A 19,650-nucleotide genomic window follows, 5' to 3' on the forward strand; every position below is an offset into this window, starting at 1 on the left:
GCCCCCCCCCCCCCCCCCCCCCCCCCCCCCCCCCCCCCCCCCCCCCCCCCGCTCCCGTCACCCCCCGCCGCCGCGGCGGCCGCCGCCCCGGTCCGCGGCACCCCGCTGCGGGTCATCCCCACCCCCAAGGACCTGGCGGGGCGCGCCGCCACCGGACCGCCCCCCGCCCCGGCCGTCCCCGTCCCCACCGGGCCGGTGCTGCGCTGGTCCTCCGACCGCGGCCTGGTCGACCGGGCCGACACCGCCACCGCCGCCGACGCCCTGCCCACCCTGGACCGGCTCACCACCTCCGCCCAGCGCTGGGCCGACCGCGAGGAGGACATCACCAGCGTCGGCGGCGACCCGCAGGAGGTCGGCCAGGTCTTCGCCCGCCGCTGGCTCGACCGCCTCGCCGACACCGACCGCCCCGCGCTGCTGTGGACCGACCACCCGCGCATCCCGCACCGGCTGGACGGCGAACTGCTGCGCTACGCCGCCCGCTTCGGGCTGCTCGCGCACAAGGAGGACCAGATCGACGAGCAGGACAGGTACGCGATCCGGGAGGGCTTCTGGAAGGAGCTCGCGGCCCGCGTCCCCGGCGCCCGGCAGCCCGCGGGGGCGCTGGAGGACCGCTGACGCCCCGGCCGCCATCCGGACCCCGCGTGTCCGGAACGCCCCTTACGGCGCGTAGAGTCTTCCGTCGTGAGCAAGCCACCGCAGAGCTGCTGCACGGTCAGCGGCCTGGTCAAGACCTACCGGACGGGCGGCGCCGAGGTCAGGGCCAACGACGGCATCGACCTCGTCGTCCACCGCGGCGAGGTCTTCGGCCTGCTCGGGCCCAACGGCGCCGGCAAGTCCACCCTGGTGCGCCAGCTCACCGGCCTGCTCCGCCCCGACGCCGGCCGCGTCGACCTGCTCGGCCACGACGTCGTCCGGCACCCCGAACGGGCCGCCCGGCTGCTCGGCTACCTCGGCCAGGAGTCCACCGCCCTCGACGAGCTCACCGTCGCGCTGGCCGCCGAGACCACCGGACGCCTGCGCGGCCTGTCCCGCGCCGCCGCCCGCGCCGAGACCGCCGACGCGATCACCGAACTCGGCCTCGAAGCGCTCGCCCACCGCCCGCTCGCCAAGCTCTCCGGCGGCCAGCGCCGCCTCGCCTGCTTCGCCGCCGTCCTGATCGGCGAACGCCCGCTGCTGGTCCTGGACGAACCCACCACCGGCATGGACCCGGTCGCCCGCCGCGCCGTCTGGAGCGCCGTCGACCGCCGCCGCGCCGAACGCGGCACCACCGTGCTGCTGGTCACCCACAACGTCATCGAGGCCGAGACCGTCCTCGACCGGGTCGCCGTGATCGACGCCGGCCGGGTCATCGCCTGTGACACGCCCGGCGGCCTCAAGGCCCTGGTCGACGGCCACGTCCGGCTCGACCTGGTCTGGCGCACCGACGCCCCGCTGGGCGTCCCCGCCGTCGCCGCGCTCGCCGAACGCGCCGAGCGCACCGGCCGCCGCTGGACGCTGCGCACCACCCCCGACGAGGCCCGCGAACTGGTCGCCGCCGTCACCACCGGCCCCGCCTTCGCCGCCCTCGACGACTTCACCCTCGCCACCCCCACCCTGGAGGACGCCTACCTCCGCCTCGGCGGCCGCACCGGAGGACTCGCCCGATGACCCTGCTCGACGCCCCCGCCGTCGCCACCGGGCCCGCCCCGCTCGCCCCCGCCGCCCGGCTGCTGCCCGCGCTGGCCGCCGTCTACCGGGCCCAGCTGGCCCGCGCCAAGGTCTCCCGGATCCCGCTGCTGTTCGTCGCCACCTTCCAGTCCGTCGGCATCCTGGTCATGATGCGCGGCGTCGTCGACCCCGGCGACAACCCCTCCGCGCACGCCGTGGTGGCCGGCTCCGCCGTCCTGGTCGTCGCCTTCGTCGCGCTCAACCTGCTCGCCCAGTACTTCGGCAAGCTGCGCGCCACCGGCGGCCTCGACCACTACGCGACCCTCCCGGTGCCGCCCGCCTCCGTGGTGCTCGGCACCGCCGCCGCGTACGCCTCCTTCACCGTCCCCGGCGTCTTCGTCACCGCCGGCATCGGCAGCTGGATGTTCGAGCTGCCGTTCGCCCGGATGTGGATCCTGCTGGCCGTCATCCCGCTCTCCGGCGCCGCGCTGGCCGGGCTCGGCGCCGCGCTCGGCCTGCTCGCCCCCCGCCAGGAACTCGCCACCCTCGCCGGACAGCTCGGGATGTCCGCCGCCCTGCTGCTCGGCGTCCTGCCCGCCTCCCGGCTCCCCGAGCCGGTCCAGTGGCTCCGCGACCTGCTCCCCTCCAGCTACGGCGTCGACGCCTTCGCGCTCACCTTCGCCCCGCACCCCGACTGGGCCCGGATCGTCCTCGACCTCGGCGTCTGCGCCGCCGTCGGCCTGGTCTCGCTCACCCTCGCCACCTGGGCCTACCGGCGCGCGGCGCGCTGACCGCGGGCTCCGGGGGAGTTGTCGGGTGGAGACCGGCGGCTTTTCAGGTGCGCATGAAACGATGGGGTCGTGACCGTACCGAACACACCTGCGGGCAACCCGTCCGGGCCCACTCCCCACCCCCCGGTCCTCCCGTTGCGGCCGCCCGCCCCCGCGAGGCCGCCGCTCGCCCCCGAGCTGCGGATCGGAGCGGTCATCACCGCCGTCGGGGCGGTCCTCGGCGTGGTCCTCGGGCTGCTCTGGCTCTGGCTCGCCCCCCGGGTCGGCTACGCCGTCCAGGACAACCACATCCTCTACCGCGACCCCGAGGGCGAGGAGCTGATCGGGGCGGTCGGCGTCTTCTCGCTGCTCGGGCTGGGCCTCGGGCTGCTCACCGCGCTGGGCGCGTTCCTGTGGACCCGGGCCCGCGGCGGCGGCATCGCGGTCGCCGTCGGCCTCGCCGCGGGCGGCCTGCTCGGCTCGTTCGTCGCCTGGAAGCTCGGCACCCACCTCGGCGCCACCTCCGACCTGCGGGCGCACGCGCGGGCCGTCGGCAACGGCGGCACCTTCGACGGGCCGCTCGAACTCTCGGCGAAGGGGGCGCTGATGGTCTGGCCGATGACGGCGATGATCGTGCTGCTCTTCCTCTCCGCGACCTTCGGCAAGCGCGAGCCCGACCGTCCCCCGTACTGGGACGCCCCGGACCCGGCGCAGGCGCCCTGGCAGCCGGTGTCGTTCCGGAAGACCGAGCCGGTGCCGGAGCCGGTGCAGCAGCGGGCCGAGGAGCCGGTGCAGCAGCAGGTCGAGCAGGGCGAGCAGGGCGCGCCGGAGTCGGAGCCGGGCCCGTCGCTGCGGAAGCCGGCCCGGCCCGAGCCCCCGGCCGAGCAGCAGTAGCCGCCGGGCGGCAGTGACCGCCGGGCCGCCGGGCCCTCGCGCCCGGCCCCCGGCTCAGCCCCTGGCGATGGGGGCCGTGAGCGCGGCGGTGAGGCGGACCAGGTCGGCCGGGGCGAGTTCGACCTCGGCGCCGCGCTTGCCCGCCGAGACGAAGACGGTGGGGTGGGCCAGCGCGCCGGAGTCGACCACGGTGCGGAGCCTGCGGCGCTGGCCGAGCGGGGAGATGCCGCCGACCACGTAGCCGGTGGAGCGTTCGGCGGCGGCCGGGTCGGCCATCACGGCGCGCTTGGTGCCGAGCGCGGCGGCCAGCGCCTTCAGGTCGAGCTGCCCGGAGACCGGGACGACGGCGACGGCGAGGGCGCCGTCGGCCTCGGCGAGCAGGGTCTTGAACACCCGGTCGGGCGGGACGCCCATCGCCTCGGCGGCCTCGGCGCCGTAGGAGGCGGCGGCCGGGTCGTGGGCGTACTCGTGCAGGGTGAAGGGGACGCCGGCGGTGTCGAGGGCGACGGTGGCGGGGGTGCCGCCGGCGGTCTTCTTCTTGGCCAAGGGGTGGTCCTCGGTGGTCCTCGGGGCGGTCCTCAGTTGGGGCTGAACGCCTGGCGGGTGAGGTCGACGGCGGGCAGGGAGGGGAGTTTCGCCAGGACCGCGCTCTCGTGCCGGAGCAGGGCGAGTTCGCGGGTCAGCCGCTGGGCGGTGTCGGGGCAGGCGAGCAGTTCCTGCTTGACCTTGACCGGCAGCGCGGCGGCGGCGGCGACCAGGTAGGAGAGCACCTGCGGGTCGTCGGGGAGGTCGGGTTCGCCGCTCAGGCTGGCCTCGCGGGCCCCGGCCAGCCGCTTCTGGTACGTCCGGAAGGCCCGCTCGACCCCGGCGGCGAGCGCGCCGGAGCCCTCGCCGGGCTCCTCGGGCAGCACCGAGACCTCGCCGACCAGGTAGGGGCCGGTGGCGTCGAGGGCGCGCAGCCGGAACCGGGTGGTGCCGGTGACGAGGAGCTCGTAGCGGCCCTCGGGCTGCTCCCGGACGGAGGCCACGTCGGCGACGCAGCCGACCGGGTAGAGGGCGTCCAGCGGGTCGCCGCCGGGGGTGCCGATGCCGTCCAACGGGCCTGCGGGGGCGTCGAGTTCGCGGACGGGCGCGGTCTCCCGGCCGTCCTTGATGGCGACCACGCCGAAGCGGCGGGGTGCGTCCTCGGGCTGCTTGAGCAGGTCGGCGACCAGGTCGCGGTAGCGCTCCTCGAAGACGTGCAGGGGCATCACCAGGCCCGGGTACAGGACCGTGTTCAGCGGGAAGAGCGGGAGCCGATCAGTCACGGCGCACAGCGTAGTTGGCGGCGGGCCGCCGCCGCGCCGCAGTCGTCCGCCGCCGGGGCGTCAGCCGCGCTGGAGCAGCCTGGTGACGCCCGCGACGGCGGTGGTGGCGAGCACCCAGCCGGTCAGCACCAGGGCGGTGGCGACCCACTGGCCGGGGCGGTCGGGGTCCCAGCCGTTCTGGCCGAGGTCGATCAGCGGCAGGACCTTGCCGGCCGCGTACAGGGCGGGGTTCCACAGCACGTGCTCGTCGGCCTTGACGGGAGCGGGCCGGTGCGCGGCGAAGTAGGCGGTGCCGAGCACCCAGGCGATGACCAGCCAGGCGGCGGCCCGGCCGGGCCGGTAGCCGTAGCCGACGGCGGCGTCCTGCAGGTGGCCCCAGACCCGGCCGGGCAGCGGCAGGGTGCGCCGGCGGCGGCGCTGCTTGGCGTACAGCACGGTGCGGGCGTCCTCGTCGGCGCCGTCGCGGCGCAGCGCGGCGGCGAGCTGCTCGTACGCCTCGGGGCGGAACTCCCGGCCGGAGTCGACCCAGGCGATCCGGCGCTCCAGCGGGAAGGGCTCGGTGGGGCGCAGCGACTCGTAGCTGAAGCCGGTGAGCGAGACGTGGTGCTCGGTGGGCCAGGCGGCGGGGGCGTCGACCAGGTTGCCGATCCGGGCCCGGTTGAGGCTGACGGCGCCGGTGGGCGGGGTGTCGCAGGTGAAGCGCAGTTCGGGGGTCTGGATCCGGCTGAGCGTGAGCTCCTCGCCCTCGCCGAGGTGGAACTCGGCGTTGGTGATCAGCACGGCGTTCTCGAAGCGGCCGTCGGAGAGCCGGATCCGGCCCCAGGAGCGGAACGGGGTGTGGGTGGTGTCCCGGTAGGGGGCGGCGACGGTGGAGCCGCCGTAGCCGGAGCCGTAGACGGTGCGCGAGCCGGACCAGTTGGCGTCCTCCGAGCCGGACAGGTACAGGGTGTGGCCGACGGTGATCCGGGCCGCGTTGATCGCGTTCGGGTTGTCCGGTCCCGCGGCCCGCAGCGAGCCGCCGCGGAGCGAGAGCCGGCCGCCGATCCGGGCCGAGCGCAGGCTCAACTCGCCGAGCAGGTCCAGGCGTTCGGCCTCGCAGTCCTGGTTGACGGAGATCCCGTCGGCGGACACCGCCCGCCCGTACGCGTCGGGGCCGACGGCGGACTGGTTGAGCAGCAGGTCGGTGCCGATCCGGGCGTCGGTGAGCCGGACGCCGCCGGGTATGCCGCAGCGGGCGAGGTGCACGTCGCCCTCGCTGGCCAGCCGGGACGCCTCCAGCCGGGGGAGGGCGCAGGAGACGATCCGCAGGGTGCCGGCGGTGGCCTCGGAGAGCAGCAGCTTGCGTTCGAAGCGGCAGAGCTGGAACTCGACGTAGCAGTCGATCCGGCCGCCGGCCAGGGTGAACTCGCCGGTGATCCGGGCGCCGGTGAGCTTGAGCGCGGTGACCTTGCCGGGGGCGGCGGCGGGGCCGTGCAGCAGCAGCCGGGCGATCACCTCGGCCCGGACGGTGCGCTCCGGGCCCCACTCCCCGGCGGCGAACGGGTCGTCCGGGCCGTGCTCCTCCCCATCGGGGCGGACGGTCCGGCCGGCGGGGGCGGGCAGCAGGAGCCGGGCGCGGCCGCGCCCGGCCCGCAGGTCGTACACCTCGCCCTGCCGGAAGGCGTCCCACAGGCCGCGCTCGGTGTCGGTCCAGTCGCCCGGCGCCTGCTCCACGGCTCCCCCTGTTGATCTTGGTTTCGTCTCACCCTTCGTATCACGGACTGAAATGCCGGGCTGTCGCTTTTCGCCACTCCTTACACTTGGGTCCGTGATCTCTCGAATCGACCTCCGCGGCTCCTCCACGGACCCGCGCGACGTGCTGCCCCGTGCCGAGTTCGACGTCGAAGCCGCCCTGGAGAAGGTGCGGCCGATCGCCGAGGACGTGCGCCATCGCGGGGTCGCGGCGCTGATCGAGATCACCGAGCGCTTCGACGGCGTCCGGCTGGAGTCCACCCGCGTCCCGGCCGGGCAGATCGCCGAGGCCCTGGAGCAGCTGGACCCGAAGGTCCGCGCCGCGCTGGAGGAGTCGATCCGCCGCGCCCGCGCCGTCCACTCCGACCAGCGCCGGGTCGGCCACACCACCCAGGTGGTGCCCGGCGGCACCGTCACCCAGCGCTGGGTGCCGGTCGACCGGGTCGGCCTCTACGTGCCCGGCGGCCTCGCGGTCTACCCGTCCTCCGTGGTGATGAACGTGGTGCCCGCCCAGGAGGCCGGGGTGGCCGGCATCGCCGTCACCTCGCCGCCGCAGAAGGCGTTCGGCGGCCGCGTCCACCCGACCATCCTGGCCGCCTGCGCGCTGCTCGGCGTCGACGAGGTGTACGCGGTCGGCGGCGCCCAGGCGGTGGCGATGTTCGCCCTCGGCACCGAGGAGTGCGCCCCGGTCAACCTGGTCACCGGCCCCGGCAACATCTACGTCGCCGCCGCCAAGCGCCTGTTCGCGGGCCGGATCGGCATCGACTCGGAGGCCGGCCCGACCGAGATCATGGTCCTCGCCGACGACACCGCGGACGCCGCGGAGGTCGCCGCCGACCTGATCAGCCAGGCCGAGCACGGCCCGACCTCCGGCTCCGTGCTGGTCACCGCCTCGCCGCTGCTGGCCGACGCGGTCGAGGCCGAACTGAAGGCCCAGGTCGCCCGGACCAAGCACTCCGAGCGGGTGGCCGAGGCGCTCGGCGGCCCGCAGTCCGGCATCATCCTGGTCGACGACCTGGAGCAGGGCCTCGCGGTGGTCAACGCCTACGCCGCCGAGCACCTGGAGATCCAGACCGCCGAGCCGCACGCCGTCTCCGAGCGGGTCCGCAACGCGGGCGCGATCTTCCTCGGCCGCTTCACCCCGGTCTCGCTGGGCGACTACGCGGCCGGCTCCAACCACGTGCTGCCCACCGGCGGCTGCGCCTGCCACTCCTCCGGCCTGTCCGTGCAGACCTTCCTGCGCGGCGTCCAGGTGGTCGAGTACGACCGCGCCGCGCTGGCCGGCATCGCCGCGCACGTGGTCAACCTGTCCGCGGCCGAGGACCTGCCCGGCCACGGCGACGCTGTCAAAGCCCGATTCGACTGGACGGTACCCGGCGCGTGACCAAGATCGACGACCTGCCCATCCGGGACGAACTGCGCGGCCAGTCCCCGTACGGCGCACCGCAGCTGGACGTGCCCGTCCAGCTCAACACCAACGAGAACCCGTACCCGCTGCCCGAGCCGCTGGTGGCCCGGATCGCCGAGCGGGTCGCCGAGGCCGCCCGCCACCTCAACCGCTACCCGGACCGGGACGCGGTCGAGCTGCGCACCGGCCTGGCGGCGTACCTCACCGACACCACCGGCTTCGAGGTGTCGAAGGACCAGGTCTGGGCCGCCAACGGCTCCAACGAGGTGCTCCAGCAGCTGCTGCAGACCTTCGGCGGGCCCGGCCGCACCGCGATCGGCTTCGAGCCCTCGTACTCGATGCACGCCCTGATCGCCCGCGGCACCGGCACCGGCTGGGTCTCCGGCCCGCGCAACGCCGACTTCACCATCGACCTGGACGCGGCCCGCGCGGCGATCGCCGAGCTCCGCCCGGACGTGGTGTTCGTCTGCTCGCCGAACAACCCGACCGGCACCGCCGTCGAGGCGGACACCGTGCTCGCCCTGTACGAGGCCGCGCAGGCCGCCGGGCCCAGCATGGTGGTCGTCGACGAGGCGTACGTCGAGTTCTCGCACCGCGCCTCGCTGCTGCCGCTGCTGGCGGGCCGCCCCAACCTGGTGATCAGCCGCACCATGTCCAAGGCGTTCGGCGCGGCCGGCCTGCGGCTCGGCTACCTGGCCGCCGACCCGGCCGTGGTGGACGCGGTCCAGCTGGTCCGGCTGCCCTACCACCTCTCGGCCGTCACCCAGGCCACCGCGCTGGCCTGCCTGGAGCACACCGACACCCTGCTCGGCTACGTCGACCGGCTGAAGTCCGAGCGCGACCGGGTGGTGCTCGCCCTGCGCGAACTGGGCTTCGAGGTCACCGAGTCCGACGCCAACTTCATCCAGTTCGGCCGCTTCGCCGACACCCACGCGGTGTGGCGGGCGATCCTCGACCAGGGCGTGCTGATCCGCGACAACGGCGTCCCCGGCTGGCTGCGCGTCACCGCCGGCACCCCCGCCGAGAACGACGCCTTCCTGAGCGCCGTCTCCACCGTGAGCAAGGAGCTGTAACCGCATGTCCCGCATCGGCCGCGTCGAACGCACCACCAAGGAGACCTCCGTCCTGGTCGAGATCGACCTCGACGGCACCGGCAAGACGGACGTCTCCACCGGCGTCGGGTTCTACGACCACATGCTCGACCAGCTCGGCCGCCACGGCCTCTTCGACCTCACCGTCAAGACCGAGGGCGACCTGCACATCGACACCCACCACACCATCGAGGACACCGCCCTCGCGCTCGGCGCCGCCTTCAAGCAGGCGCTCGGCGACAAGGTCGGCATCTACCGCTTCGGCAACTGCACCGTCCCGCTGGACGAGTCGCTCGCCCAGGTCACCGTCGACCTCTCCGGCCGCCCGTACCTGGTGCACACCGAGCCCGAGAACATCGCCCCGATGATCGGCGCGTACGACACCACGATGACCCGGCACATCCTGGAGTCCTTCGTCGCGCAGGCCCAGGTCGCCCTGCACGTGCACGTGCCGTACGGCCGCAACGCCCACCACATCGTCGAGTGCCAGTTCAAGGCCCTCGCCCGGGCGCTGCGCTACGCCTCCGAGCGCGACCCGCGCGCCGCGGGCATCCTGCCGTCCACCAAGGGCGCGCTCTGATGGCCACGCTGTTCATCATCCTCGGGCTCTTCTTCGCGGGCGGCGTCTGGTCGTTCTGGAAGCAGAAGCTGCCCAAGGGCGTCATCCTCGTCCTCGGCTTCGCCTCGGCCATGTGCCTGGCCGCCGGCGTCATGCGCCTCTAGCCGCGCGCCCCTAGGAGACCCACAGATGTCCAAGAACGTGGTGGTGCTGGACTACGGCTCCGGCAACCTGCGCTCCGCCCAGCGCGCCGTCGAACGCACCGGCGCGAACGTCACCGTCACCTCGGACTTCCAGCGGGCGCTGGACGCCGACGGCCTGCTGGTGCCCGGCGTCGGCGCCTTCGAGGCGTGCATGCGCGGCCTCAAGGCGGTCCGCGGCGAACAGATCATCGGCCGCCGGCTGGCCGGCGGCCGCCCGGTGCTCGGCATCTGCGTCGGCATGCAGATCCTGTTCGAGAAGGGCGTCGAGCACGGCGTCGAGACCGCCGGCTGCGACGAGTGGCCCGGCGTGGTCGAGCCGCTGGACGCCCCGATCGTCCCGCACATGGGCTGGAACACCGTCGACGCCCCCGCGGACACCCGGATGTTCGCCGGGATGGACCCCGACACCCGGTTCTACTTCGTGCACTCCTACGGCGTGCGGCACTGGGTGCTGGAGACGCACTCCGAGAAGATCCGCGCCCCCAAGGTGATCTGGGCCACCCACGGGCAGCCGTTCGTCGCCGCCGTGGAGAACGGCCCGCTGTGGGCCACCCAGTTCCACCCCGAGAAGTCCGGCGACGCCGGCGCCGCCCTGCTGACCAACTGGGTCGACACCCTCTGACGACGGAAGAGTCCTTCAGAACATGACCAACCGCCTCGAACTGCTGCCCGCCGTCGACGTCCGCGACGGCCAGGCGGTCCGCCTGGTCAAGGGCGCCTCCGGCACCGAGACCTCCTTCGGCGAGCCGCTCGCCGCCGCCCTCGCCTGGCAGAGCGCCGGCGCCGAGTGGCTGCACCTGGTCGACCTCGACGCCGCCTTCGGCACCGGCAGCAACCGCGAACTGCTCCGCGAGGTCACCGGCCGCCTCGACATCAAGGTCGAGCTGTCCGGCGGCATCCGCGACGACGAGTCGCTCGCCGCCGCCCTCGCCACCGGCTGCACCCGGGTCAACCTCGGCACCGCCGCCCTGGAGAGCCCCGAGTGGGTCGCCAAGGTCATCGCCGAGCACGGCGACCAGATCGCCGTCGGCCTCGACGTGGTCGGCACCACCCTGCGCGGCCGCGGCTGGACCCGCGACGGCGGCCAGCTCTACGACGTGCTGGCCCGCCTCGACGCCGAGGGCTGCGCCCGCTACGTGGTCACCGACGTCAACCGCGACGGCACCCTGACCGGCCCCAACCTCCAGCTGCTGCGCGACGTCTGCGCCGCCACCGACCGGCCCGTCGTCGCCTCCGGCGGCGTGTCGTCCCTCGACGACCTGCGTGCCATCGCCACTCTGGTACCGGAGGGCGTCGAGGGCTCGATCGTGGGGAAGGCGCTCTACGAGCAGAAGTTCACCCTCGAAGAGGCCCTGGAGGCTGTGTCCCGATGACCGACGAAACCCCGGCCCCCACCACCGTCCGGCAGTCCGGAAAGTCTCCCTACGAGGACCAGTACGGATTCTCCCGGGCGGTGGTGGCCGGGGACTTCGTCCTGGTCGCGGGCTGCACCGCGTACGACGACGTCGACGCCGTCGTCGAGGGCGACCCGTACGAGCAGACGCTGGCCGCCTTCAGGACGGCCCTGGACGCGCTCGCGGGCTACGGACTCACCGCCGCCGACGTGGTCCGCACCCGGCTGTACCTCACCCACGTCCGGGACTGCGACGAGGTCGGCCGGGCACACGAGGAACTCTTCGGCGAGGTCCGCCCGGTCACCACCATGGTGGTCGTCCAGGGCCTCACCGACTCCCGGATGATGGTCGAGGTCGAGGTCGAGGCCCACCGGCCCGGCCTGGCCCGCACTTTGGAAGGCACCCCGCAGTGACACTCGCAGTACGCGTCATCCCCTGCCTGGACGTGGACGCCGGACGCGTCGTCAAGGGCGTCAACTTCCAGAACCTCCGCGACGCCGGGGACCCGGTCGAACTCGCCAAGCTCTACGACGCCCAGGGCGCCGACGAGTTGACCTTCCTCGACATCACCGCCTCCTCCGGCTCCCGGGAGACCACCTACGACGTGGTCCGCCGCACCGCCGAGCAGGTCTTCATCCCGCTCACCGTCGGCGGCGGCGTCCGCGCCGCCGAGGACGTCGACAAGCTGCTGCGGGCCGGCGCCGACAAGGTCGGCGTCAACACCGCCGCCATCGCCCGCCCCGAACTGATCCGCGAGATCGCCCGGCGCTTCGGCCGCCAGGTGCTCGTCCTCTCGGTCGACGCCCGCCGCTGCCCCGAAGGCACCGAGACCGCCTCCGGCTTCGAGGTCACCACCCACGGCGGCCGCCGCGGCACCGGCCTGGACGCCATCGAGTGGGCGGTGCGCGCCGCCGAACTCGGCGCCGGCGAGATCCTGCTCAACTCGATGGACGCCGACGGCACCAAGGACGGCTACGACCTGGAGATGATCCGGGCCGCCCGCAAGGCCGTCACCATCCCGGTCATCGCCTCCGGCGGCGCCGGCAAGCTCGCCGACTTCGCCCCCGCGGTCGACGCCGGCGCCGACGCCGTCCTCGCCGCCAGCGTCTTCCACTTCGGCGACCTGACCATCGGCCAGGTCAAGGACGAACTCCGGACCACCGGCCACCCCGTCCGCTGAGCCCCCGCCGGGCCCCGCCGCCGCGCCGACCCAGACAGGGCCTAGCGGCGGGGTTCCGGCTCCAGGATCGCGAACTGGGCGCCGAACGGGTCCGCCAGCACCGCGACCCGGCCCACCGTCGGCACCGGCTCCGGCGGCACCAGGACGCTGCCGCCCGCGCGCCGCACCTCGTCGGTGGCCAGCAGTGCGTCGGCCACCGCGAAGTGCACCAGCCAGCCCACGTCCACCCGCGGGTGCACGCCGGTGGCCCCGCCGAAGTCCGCCGGTCCCGCCGCCGGGCCCAGCACCGTGTACTCCACCCCCGGCAGCTCGGAAGCCCGGGCCCGCCAGTCGAACAGGCCCCGGTAGAACCGCAGCGACCCCGGCACGTCCGGGGTGTGCAGCTCCACCCAGCACAGCGTGCCCGGCCCGCCCTCCGCCCCCGCGACGACCTCCGCCGCCCCCTCGGACTGCCACACCGCGAACCGGCCGCCGACCGGATCGGTGAACCGCGCGGACCGCCCCTGCCCCGGCAGCCCCGCCGGCCGGACCCGCACCGTGCCGCCCGAGCGCTCCACCGCCGCCGCGACGGCGTCCGCGTCCGCCGTGCGGAAGCACACCGTCCAGGACGGCAGCGCCTCCGCCTCCGACAGCGGCCCCAGCGACGCCACCCGCCGGCCCCCGGCGCGGAAGAACCCGCGGCCGCCCGGCCCGGCCGGTTCCAGCTCCCAACCGAACACCGACCCGTAGAACAGCTCGGACTCGGCGAGGTCCGGACTGCCGAGGTCGATCCGGTTCGGCGTACCGGGCCGGAGGTCGGTGCTCACCATGGCGCGCTCCTGGAGGTGCGGGGACGGGGTCGTCGGACCGTCAGGTCACGGCAAGGCTGGCACACCGACCGGACAGAACGGACCGACGCGCCGTCAGTCCCGCGACCCCGACGGCTCCGGTAGCGGCAGCACGTGCGCCAGCGTCTCCACCGCCTCCGACACCCCCTCCGCCACCAGCGCGGCCCGCGCCCCCCGCCCGTACAGGAACAGCACCAGCTCGCCCGGCTCCCCGCGCACCGTCACCACCGGCGTCCCCCGCCGCCGCACCAGCGCCTCCCGGCCGTCCGGGTGCACCAGCCGCAACGAGACCGGCGCCTTCGCGTCCCCGAACCGGGCCACCGCCGGCAGCCGCTTCCACAGCGCCTCCGCCAGCTCCGCACCCACCGGCTCCGGCTCGAACGGCACCGCCCGGCGGACGTCCTCCGCGTGCACGAAGAACTCCACCAGGTTCGCCGCCCCGTCCACCCCCGGCAGGTTGAACGGCGACCAGGCCGGCGGCCCCGACCGGAACGACTTCACCAGCCCCTCGTACCCCCGCCCCGCGACCTTCCCCTGCACCCGCTCCGTCCACCCCGCCAGCGCACCCACCCGGATCCCCGCCGCCGCGTCCGGCCGCCCCTCCCGCACCACCAGGTGCGCCGCCAGGTCCCGCGTCGCCCACCCCTCGCACAGCGTCGGCCCCTCGGGCCCCGCCGCCGCCAACAACCGACTCAACCGGGCCCGTTCACCCTGCGCAAGACTCACCATGCACCCAGCGTACGGCGTCAGTGCAGGTGGCCGGTCAGCTTGCGGTCGTCGTTCTGGTTGCTGGTGGTCACCGCACAGCTCGCCTCCCGGAAGCCCTGCCGGTAGTACTGCGCGCCGGGGGAGAGCGGGCTGTTGTAGTACGGAGCCGTGCCGCCCTGCCGCTGCTTGACGGCGGTGTACTCGTCCTTGCAGAGCCGCAGGGTGGCCTGGACGATCGCGCCGTCGTCGGTCAGCCCGTCGGGCAGCACGACGACGGAGAACGTCTCGGAGTCGTGCGGCTGGTCGCACGGGACGACCGTGGTCGTCGTGACCTCACTGAGCCACGGCACCACCAGGCAGGTGCCCGGCGGGTAGAACGGGTACGGGTAGGTCTTCGACGGGCTGGGGCTCGGGCTCGGGCTGGGGGAGGGGCTCGGTGGGGGTGGGGCGGCGGCGGGCTTCTCGTGGTCGGGCCACAGCAGGACCGCCGCCGCGACGACGAGCGCGGCCAGCAGCCCGGCCAGGAATGCCTTCTGTCGTCCACTCATGTCAACCCCCCCTGGATCCAAGGCCATTCTGAGGGAACAACAGCTGTCACGTCAGTCCTTTTCGGGCATCGGTTTGCTCATCCTTTGCATGCTGATCAGTAGGATGACCGGCCTGTCGGATGGATGTACGAGGCCCGACGGAGGAAGGCAACTGCCATGGGGGACAACGGGTTTCAGGTCGAGCCCAGCGCGCTCGACCGGTACTCGTCGCTGCTCGCCGAACAGGCCGAGCAGTTGAACCGGATCGCGGCGGCCACCGCTGCGATCACCATCTCGTCGGACGCGTTCGGGCACCTGCCGAACGCCCAGCACCTGGCGTCGGCGTACCAGGAGCACGCCAGGGCCAGCCACGAGAACGTCGGGATGCTCGGCAGCGCGGTGGACGGCACCTCGCAGGGGTTGTCGGGGGTGTCGCAGAACTACACGGACCACGAGGAGTACGTGGTCGGCACCATGGGGGGCGGTAACCGATGACGCCGAAGCCGAAGAAGAAGGCGGACACCGGCGGCGGGAGGGGCGGCAGCACGTCGGGCAGGCAGCCCACGGTGGAGGACCCGCGCAAGCTGATGGCGCAGCAGCGGACGTCGACGCCGCCGGCCCCGGCCGGCCACGGCGCCGGCGGTTCGACGCCGACGGTGGGCCGTCCGGAGAACATCCGCCCCACCGCGGGGCAGGGGACCGCCACCACGCGGCAGACGGCCACCGCGCCGGCGTCCGAGCCGGAGGGCGAGGAGCCGGCCGGGGTGGACCGGCGGACGTGGTTCGGCGGCGGGCTGGTGCAGGGGGCCAAGGACACGGCCGCCGAGGGTGCCAAGAACTTCGTCACCAGCGCGGCGGGCAACTTCGGCAGCAAGGCCGGGGACTGGGCCGGCGACCGGGTGTTCGGTTCGTCCGAGGGCGGGGAGGGGGAGCCGGAGGAGCCGGTGGCCCACTTCGGGGCGGCCGCGGTGGAGGCCGCCCGCTCGGCCGTCCAGCCCGGTGCGGACGGCGGCGCGGCGGGGCCGGAGGGCTGGAGCACCCAGCCCGCGTACGTGTCGCCGGGGGGCGGGTACGGCGTCCCGGTCACCCAGCCCGGGCGGCTCGGAGGGCCGGCGGGCGGGATGCCGGCCGGGCGCAGTGACGCGTACGCGTGGGCCCAGAAGCAGGTCGAGGAGAAGATCCAGCAGCTGGAGGAGGCCCAGCACAAGTCACGCAGCGGCCTGAGCGGGGCGATCGACGGGCTGGTCGTCAAGGCGCTGGAGGAGTCCGGCCTGCTGGACGCGCTGGAGAAGGTCACCGGCAAGCTGGACGAGCTGAACTACGCCACGATGGAGTGGCAGGCGCAGGCGGGTGCGGTGCGGTCGGTGGCGGCGGAGCTGCGCGCCGGCGTGATGCCGGTGGCGGAGACCTGGTCGGGGTCGGCGAGCGACGCGTTCGGCGGTCACATGGGCGACGTCGCGGACGCGCTCGACCAGACCGCCGAAGAGATGATGCAGACCGCGCAGATCATCAACTCGGCCGCGCAGGAGTGCGAGGTGGCCGAGGGGATGGTGATCGACATCATCACCGAGGCGATCGAGTCGCTGATCGTGTCGCTGGCCGCGGAGGCGGTGCTGACGGTGGTCACCTTCGGCGCGGCCGCGGTGGTCGGCGCGATCCTGGACGAGGCGGAGATCGGCGTCTTCATCGCCCGGGTGGCCCAGGTGTCCACCAAGCTGGCGAAGGCGCTGGAGGAACTGCTGAAGGCCCTGCAGGAGATGGGCAAGGCGGTGAAGGCGGCCCGGAAGCTCGGCGACATCGCCAAGGTGATGGAGAAGATGAAGAAGGTCGAGAGCACCTTCAACAGGCTCCGGACCCTGGAGCAGGACGGGACCAAGGCCGCCAAGATCGCCCAGAAGGTCACCGACAAGGCCGCCCAGAAGGCCGAGTCCTGGGCCCAGGGCCAGGTCGAGGACTGGATGGGGATGGACAAGGGCGACCGGGACGGCGTCCAGATCGGTGACAACACGGTCAAGGGCAACCTCAAGGCGGCCGGGCAGACGGCGGCGGGCGTGGCCAAGGAGGCCTGGCACGACGGGACCAACCAGAACGCGATCAAGCAGGAGTTCCTGAACGACGTCGGCCTGGACCAGGAGCCGGAGCCCTACCGGGTGGACCGCTCGCGGATCCAGACGGCGTTCGGCTGATCCGTCCGGACCGGGCCCGACCGGTCGGGCCCCGCCGCGTCCGGCCCCGCCGCAGCGGGGCCCGACGCCCGGGTCGGCGGCGGCCGGTCAGCGGCGGGCGCCGGCCGCCGCCCGGAAGGCGCCCAGGTCCTCGTCGCTCTCGAAGGCCAGCGCGATCCACGAGCCGTCCGCGAACAGCAGGTCCTGCCGCTTGGCCCAGACGTCGTTCGGGGTGTCCGGGCGCAGCCACCAGCTGCCGGCGGGCAGTTCGATCAGCGGGGTGGTCCGGTACTCGGAGGTGGACTGGTAGGTCGTCCAGCGGCTGAGGAACAGCAGCCGGCGGTCGGTGACCATCATGGTGAACAGGTCGTGGTCGGCCTTGAGCTTCTCGCCGGCGGTGGTGCGCACGGCCCGCCACAGCAGCCAGGCGGTGGAGCCCTCGGGGCCGTGCCAGGAGCCGCCGTGCAGCGGGCGGCGGATCGCCCGGTAGGCCCGCCGGGTCAGTGAGAGGCCGTACGGGCGGCGCCCGTAGGCGTCCGGTCCGAAGATGTCGACGAACCAGCGCGGCAGGAAGTACAGCCACAGGCCGCGCCAGAGCGATTTGAAGAAGTTCATCGTCCAAACGAGAGGGGCGAAACCGACCGCGCGAACGGTGTCGCGGTCCCACCAGAGCGGCAGTAGACGGTCCAATTGGGCCGCCCACGTGCCGATCATCGGCTCGCCCTGATACAGGTACTGACCTGCGGTTCTCTGAAGCTGGTAATCCCCGTACGCGACCGCCGGAAGCGGTTGCGGCTGATATGCGCTCATTCGACAAACCCCCCAATTCCCCGTGCAGTTCGGTTTTCTGCGGGGAACAAACTACCGGGTGGGGGAGGCGTTTTCGACCGCCCTCCGGACAACGGCCCGGACGCCTCCGGCGGCCTGCGAGAATGAGGGCATGTCGACCACTCCCGCCGCCCCCGGCAGCACCGCACTGGACCCGGCGATCGCCGCCCGTCTCAAGCGCACCCCGGACGGCCTGCTGCCCGCCGTCGCCCAGCAGTACGACACCGGTGAGGTGCTGATGCTCGGCTGGATGGACGACGAGGCGCTGCACCGCACCCTGACCACCGGCCGCTGCACGTACTGGAGCCGCAGCCGGGCCGAGTACTGGGTGAAGGGCGACACCTCGGGCCACTTCCAGCACGTCAAGCAGGTCGCCCTGGACTGCGACGGCGACACCCTGCTGGTCAAGGTCGACCAGGTCGGCGCGGCCTGCCACACCGGCGACCGGACCTGCTTCGACGCCGACGTGCTGCCGCTCGCCGAGTAGCCTGTCCCCGACCGTCCGACCGTCCGCCCTTCTCATCCGATCGGTGTCCCATGGAACTTGAGGCTTTCCGCACGCTCGCCGCTGACACCCGGGTCATCCCGGTCACCCGCCGGCTCCTGGCGGACGGCCTCACCCCGATCGGCGTGTACCGCAGCCTCGCCGCCGAACGGCCCGGCACCTTCCTGCTGGAGTCCGCCGAGCAGGGCCGCAGTTGGGCCCGTTACTCGTTCGTCGGCGTGCGCTCCGGAGCGGTCCTCACCGTCGGCCCGGACGGCGGCGCCCGCTGGCTCGGCGAACCCCCCGTCGGCATCCCCACCGCCGGCGACCCGCTGGAGGTGCTGCGCGCCACCCTCGCCGCCCTGCACACCCCCCGGCACCCCGACGACGGCCTCCCGCCGCTCACCGGCGGCCTGGTCGGCTACCTCGGCTACGACGTGGTGCGCCGGCTGGAGAAGCTCCCGAACCTCACCCCGGACGACCTGAAGCTCCCCGAGCTGACCCTGCTGCTCGCCACCGACCTGGCCGTCCTCGACCACGCCGACGGCACCGTGCTGCTGATCGCCAACGCGGTCAACCACAACGACCTGGCCACCGGCGTCGACGAGGCGCACGCGGACGCCGTCGCCCGCCTCGACGCGATGGAGGCCGACCTGCGCCGCCCCGTCGACCCCGGCCTGGCCACCTACACCCCGACCGCGGTCGACGCGCACTCGCCGTTCGGCGGCGAGCCGTACCGCAAGGCCGTCGAGGTGGTGAAGGAGCGGATCCGGGCCGGCGAGGCGTTCCAGGTCGTCCCCTCGCAGCGCTTCGAGGCGCCCTGCCCGGCCTCCGCGCTCGACGTCTACCGGGTGCTGCGCACCACCAACCCCAGCCCGTACATGTACCTGTTCCGCTTCCCCGGCCCGGACGGCGGCCCGGAGGGCGGCTTCGACGTGGTCGGCTCCAGCCCCGAGGCGCTGGTCAAGGTGGCCGGCGGCGAGGCCATGCTGCACCCGATCGCCGGCACCCGGCACCGCGGCGCCACCCCGCACGAGGACGCCGAGCTCGCCGCCGAACTGCTCGCCGACCCCAAGGAGCGGGCCGAGCACCTGATGCTGGTCGACCTCGGCCGCAACGACCTCGGCCGGGTCTGCGCGCCCGGCTCGGTCGAGGTGGTGGAGTTCATGACCATCGAGCGCTACAGCCACGTCATGCACATCGTCTCCACCGTCACCGGCAAGGTCGCCGAGGGCCGCAGCGCGCTCGACGTCCTCACCGCCTGCTTCCCGGCCGGCACCCTCTCCGGCGCGCCCAAGCCCCGCGCCATGCAGATCATCGAGGAGCTCGAACCCACCCGCCGCGGCCTGTACGGCGGCTGCGTCGGCTACCTGGACTTCGCGGGCGACTCCGACACGGCGATCGCCATCCGGACGGCGGTCATCCGCGACGAGACCGCGTACGTCCAGGCGGGCGCGGGCGTCGTCGCCGACTCCGACCCGCACGCGGAGGACACCGAGTGCCGCAACAAGGCGGCGGCGGTGCTCAGGGCGGTCGCCGCGGCGAACACGCTCCGCTGAGGCCCTGCGCCCGCCTGCCCACCCACCCGTGCGCCCACCGCTGGGCCTGGCCCGGTTGCGCCGGTGGGTGGGCGGGGAGGGAGATTTCGGCTGCGCGGGGCGGGGACGGGTGTCTGCCCCTTGGGCTCGGCCCGGTTGCGCCGGTGGGTGGGTGGGGATGAGGTTTTCGGCTGCGCTGGGCGGGGGCGGATATTCGCCCGTTGGCCCGACCTGGTTGCGCCGGTGGGTGGGCAGTGGGCCGGGCTTCGGCTGCGCCGGTGGGTGGGGCGGCGGAGATTTCGGCTGCGCGGGGCGGGGACGGGTGTCTGCCCGTTGGGCTCGGCCCGGTTGCGCCGGTGGGTGGGTGGGGATGAGGTTTTCGGCTGCGC

Annotated in this window: 23 protein-coding genes; 16 read left to right on the plus strand and 7 right to left on the minus strand. The window is 74.1% G+C overall.

Annotated features, from left to right (window positions below):
- The first annotated feature begins 195 nt into the window (after positions 1-195).
- The 4 genes from ABD345_RS37455 (at position 196) to ABD345_RS37470 (ending at position 3,311) form a co-directional block, all read left to right on the plus strand.
- On the plus strand, positions 196-615 hold the full coding sequence (locus ABD345_RS37455) for a hypothetical protein (RefSeq protein ID WP_425556948.1): 420 nt from the start codon (positions 196-198) through the stop codon (positions 613-615).
- A 66-nt stretch (positions 616-681) separates the two neighbouring features.
- On the plus strand, positions 682-1,647 hold the full coding sequence (locus ABD345_RS37460; RefSeq protein ID WP_380272907.1) for an ABC transporter ATP-binding protein: 966 nt from the start codon (positions 682-684) through the stop codon (positions 1,645-1,647).
- The gene (locus tag ABD345_RS37465; protein ID WP_344558938.1) at positions 1,644-2,438 is read left to right on the plus strand and encodes an ABC transporter permease; all 795 of its coding nucleotides are present in this window, start codon (positions 1,644-1,646) and stop codon (positions 2,436-2,438) included. Before ABD345_RS37460 ends, ABD345_RS37465 begins: the two co-directional genes overlap by 4 nt.
- Before the next feature lie 69 nt (positions 2,439-2,507).
- Positions 2,508-3,311, plus strand: a complete 804-nt coding sequence (locus tag ABD345_RS37470) for a hypothetical protein (RefSeq protein WP_344558939.1) — start codon at positions 2,508-2,510, stop codon at positions 3,309-3,311.
- 54 nt (positions 3,312-3,365) lie between these two features.
- On the opposite strand, the gene ybaK is transcribed toward ABD345_RS37470, so the two are convergent.
- The 3 genes from ybaK to ABD345_RS37485 are packed head-to-tail and all read right to left on the minus strand — an operon-like array spanning position 3,366 to position 6,331.
- A complete protein-coding gene (gene ybaK, locus ABD345_RS37475; protein ID WP_344558940.1) occupies positions 3,366-3,857 on the minus strand; it encodes a Cys-tRNA(Pro) deacylase in 492 nt (163 codons plus the stop codon).
- A 32-nt stretch (positions 3,858-3,889) separates the two neighbouring features.
- Positions 3,890-4,618, minus strand: a complete 729-nt coding sequence (locus ABD345_RS37480) for an LON peptidase substrate-binding domain-containing protein (protein ID WP_344558941.1) — start codon at positions 4,616-4,618, stop codon at positions 3,890-3,892.
- Positions 4,619-4,678: 60 nt separating this feature from the next.
- Positions 4,679-6,331 carry an oxidoreductase gene (locus tag ABD345_RS37485; RefSeq protein ID WP_344558942.1) on the minus strand — a complete coding sequence of 551 codons (1,653 nt, stop codon included), beginning with the start codon at positions 6,329-6,331 and terminating at the stop codon, positions 4,679-4,681.
- 94 nt (positions 6,332-6,425) lie between these two features.
- Here ABD345_RS37485 and hisD point away from each other — a divergent pair, with 94 nt between their 5' ends.
- From hisD to hisF, 8 genes are read left to right on the plus strand one after another with little or no spacing between them, the layout of a single operon-like run.
- Complete coding sequence (gene hisD / locus ABD345_RS37490) at positions 6,426-7,733, plus strand: histidinol dehydrogenase (protein WP_344558943.1); 1,308 nt, start codon at positions 6,426-6,428, stop codon at positions 7,731-7,733.
- On the plus strand, positions 7,730-8,830 hold the full coding sequence (locus ABD345_RS37495; RefSeq protein ID WP_344558944.1) for a histidinol-phosphate transaminase: 1,101 nt from the start codon (positions 7,730-7,732) through the stop codon (positions 8,828-8,830). The genes hisD and ABD345_RS37495 overlap by 4 nt, the downstream gene beginning before the upstream one ends.
- 4 nt (positions 8,831-8,834) lie before the next feature.
- Positions 8,835-9,428, plus strand: a complete 594-nt coding sequence (gene hisB, locus ABD345_RS37500) for an imidazoleglycerol-phosphate dehydratase HisB (protein WP_030463810.1) — start codon at positions 8,835-8,837, stop codon at positions 9,426-9,428.
- Positions 9,428-9,571 carry a hypothetical protein gene (locus tag ABD345_RS37505; RefSeq protein ID WP_344558947.1) on the plus strand — a complete coding sequence of 48 codons (144 nt, stop codon included), beginning with the start codon at positions 9,428-9,430 and terminating at the stop codon, positions 9,569-9,571. Before hisB ends, ABD345_RS37505 begins: the two co-directional genes overlap by 1 nt.
- Positions 9,572-9,596: 25 nt before the next feature.
- Positions 9,597-10,232, plus strand: a complete 636-nt coding sequence (gene hisH / locus ABD345_RS37510) for an imidazole glycerol phosphate synthase subunit HisH (protein WP_344558949.1) — start codon at positions 9,597-9,599, stop codon at positions 10,230-10,232.
- A gap of 22 nt (positions 10,233-10,254) precedes the next feature.
- The gene (gene priA / locus ABD345_RS37515; RefSeq protein ID WP_030463807.1) at positions 10,255-10,983 is read left to right on the plus strand and encodes a bifunctional 1-(5-phosphoribosyl)-5-((5-phosphoribosylamino)methylideneamino)imidazole-4-carboxamide isomerase/phosphoribosylanthranilate isomerase PriA; all 729 of its coding nucleotides are present in this window, start codon (positions 10,255-10,257) and stop codon (positions 10,981-10,983) included.
- A complete protein-coding gene (locus ABD345_RS37520) occupies positions 10,980-11,417 on the plus strand; it encodes a RidA family protein (RefSeq protein ID WP_344558952.1) in 438 nt (145 codons plus the stop codon). The genes priA and ABD345_RS37520 overlap by 4 nt, the downstream gene beginning before the upstream one ends.
- Positions 11,414-12,184 carry an imidazole glycerol phosphate synthase subunit HisF gene (hisF, locus tag ABD345_RS37525; RefSeq protein ID WP_344558957.1) on the plus strand — a complete coding sequence of 257 codons (771 nt, stop codon included), beginning with the start codon at positions 11,414-11,416 and terminating at the stop codon, positions 12,182-12,184. Before ABD345_RS37520 ends, hisF begins: the two co-directional genes overlap by 4 nt.
- A gap of 41 nt (positions 12,185-12,225) precedes the next feature.
- Here hisF and ABD345_RS37530 read toward each other — a convergent pair whose 3' ends face one another.
- The 3 genes from ABD345_RS37530 to ABD345_RS37540 form a co-directional block, all read right to left on the minus strand.
- A complete protein-coding gene (locus tag ABD345_RS37530; RefSeq protein ID WP_344558959.1) occupies positions 12,226-12,993 on the minus strand; it encodes a VOC family protein in 768 nt (255 codons plus the stop codon).
- Between the two features lie 93 nt (positions 12,994-13,086).
- Complete coding sequence (locus tag ABD345_RS37535) at positions 13,087-13,740, minus strand: TIGR03085 family metal-binding protein (protein ID WP_344558961.1); 654 nt, start codon at positions 13,738-13,740, stop codon at positions 13,087-13,089.
- A 17-nt stretch (positions 13,741-13,757) separates the two neighbouring features.
- On the minus strand, positions 13,758-14,267 hold the full coding sequence (locus tag ABD345_RS37540; protein ID WP_344558963.1) for a hypothetical protein: 510 nt from the start codon (positions 14,265-14,267) through the stop codon (positions 13,758-13,760).
- Positions 14,268-14,423: 156 nt separating this feature from the next.
- Between ABD345_RS37540 and ABD345_RS37545 the strand changes: the two genes are divergently transcribed.
- Together ABD345_RS37545 and ABD345_RS37550 are read left to right on the plus strand one after the other, a co-directional pair.
- On the plus strand, positions 14,424-14,741 hold the full coding sequence (locus tag ABD345_RS37545; protein ID WP_344558965.1) for a hypothetical protein: 318 nt from the start codon (positions 14,424-14,426) through the stop codon (positions 14,739-14,741).
- A complete protein-coding gene (locus ABD345_RS37550) occupies positions 14,738-16,432 on the plus strand; it encodes a WXG100 family type VII secretion target (RefSeq protein ID WP_344558967.1) in 1,695 nt (564 codons plus the stop codon). The genes ABD345_RS37545 and ABD345_RS37550 overlap by 4 nt, the downstream gene beginning before the upstream one ends.
- Positions 16,433-16,519: 87 nt before the next feature.
- On the opposite strand, the gene ABD345_RS37555 is transcribed toward ABD345_RS37550, so the two are convergent.
- Complete coding sequence (locus tag ABD345_RS37555) at positions 16,520-17,026, minus strand: hypothetical protein (RefSeq protein WP_344558969.1); 507 nt, start codon at positions 17,024-17,026, stop codon at positions 16,520-16,522.
- Positions 17,027-17,351: 325 nt separating this feature from the next.
- On the opposite strand from ABD345_RS37555, the gene hisI reads away from it, so the two are divergent.
- Both hisI and ABD345_RS37565 read left to right on the plus strand, forming a co-directional pair.
- Complete coding sequence (gene hisI, locus ABD345_RS37560; protein WP_344558971.1) at positions 17,352-17,726, plus strand: phosphoribosyl-AMP cyclohydrolase; 375 nt, start codon at positions 17,352-17,354, stop codon at positions 17,724-17,726.
- Positions 17,727-17,776: 50 nt separating this feature from the next.
- A complete protein-coding gene (locus tag ABD345_RS37565; RefSeq protein WP_344558973.1) occupies positions 17,777-19,282 on the plus strand; it encodes an anthranilate synthase component I in 1,506 nt (501 codons plus the stop codon).
- Positions 19,283-19,650: the final 368 nt, after the last annotated feature.

The organism is Kitasatospora saccharophila (genome assembly GCF_039529925.1).
Lineage (GTDB): Bacteria > Actinomycetota > Actinomycetes > Streptomycetales > Streptomycetaceae > Kitasatospora > Kitasatospora saccharophila.

What these genes read in the sequence shown, in the direction of transcription:
- ABD345_RS37465 (WP_344558938.1), top strand. Translation starts at nt 1,644, where the DNA reads ATGACCCTGCTCGACGCCCCCGCCGTCGCCACCGGGCCCGCCCCGCTC.
- hisB (WP_030463810.1), top strand. Translation starts at nt 8,835, where the DNA reads ATGTCCCGCATCGGCCGCGTCGAACGCACCACCAAGGAGACCTCCGTC.
- ABD345_RS37505 (WP_344558947.1), top strand. Translation starts at nt 9,428, where the DNA reads ATGGCCACGCTGTTCATCATCCTCGGGCTCTTCTTCGCGGGCGGCGTC.
- hisH (WP_344558949.1), top strand. Translation starts at nt 9,597, where the DNA reads ATGTCCAAGAACGTGGTGGTGCTGGACTACGGCTCCGGCAACCTGCGC.
- priA (WP_030463807.1), top strand. Translation starts at nt 10,255, where the DNA reads ATGACCAACCGCCTCGAACTGCTGCCCGCCGTCGACGTCCGCGACGGC.
- ABD345_RS37520 (WP_344558952.1), top strand. Translation starts at nt 10,980, where the DNA reads ATGACCGACGAAACCCCGGCCCCCACCACCGTCCGGCAGTCCGGAAAG.
- ABD345_RS37530 (WP_344558959.1), bottom strand. Translation starts at nt 12,993, where the DNA reads ATGGTGAGCACCGACCTCCGGCCCGGTACGCCGAACCGGATCGACCTC.
- ABD345_RS37535 (WP_344558961.1), bottom strand. Translation starts at nt 13,740, where the DNA reads ATGGTGAGTCTTGCGCAGGGTGAACGGGCCCGGTTGAGTCGGTTGTTG.
- ABD345_RS37540 (WP_344558963.1), bottom strand. Translation starts at nt 14,267, where the DNA reads ATGAGTGGACGACAGAAGGCATTCCTGGCCGGGCTGCTGGCCGCGCTC.
- ABD345_RS37545 (WP_344558965.1), top strand. Translation starts at nt 14,424, where the DNA reads ATGGGGGACAACGGGTTTCAGGTCGAGCCCAGCGCGCTCGACCGGTAC.
- ABD345_RS37550 (WP_344558967.1), top strand. Translation starts at nt 14,738, where the DNA reads ATGACGCCGAAGCCGAAGAAGAAGGCGGACACCGGCGGCGGGAGGGGC.
- ABD345_RS37555 (WP_344558969.1), bottom strand. Translation starts at nt 17,026, where the DNA reads ATGAACTTCTTCAAATCGCTCTGGCGCGGCCTGTGGCTGTACTTCCTG.
- hisI (WP_344558971.1), top strand. Translation starts at nt 17,352, where the DNA reads ATGTCGACCACTCCCGCCGCCCCCGGCAGCACCGCACTGGACCCGGCG.
- ABD345_RS37565 (WP_344558973.1), top strand. Translation starts at nt 17,777, where the DNA reads ATGGAACTTGAGGCTTTCCGCACGCTCGCCGCTGACACCCGGGTCATC.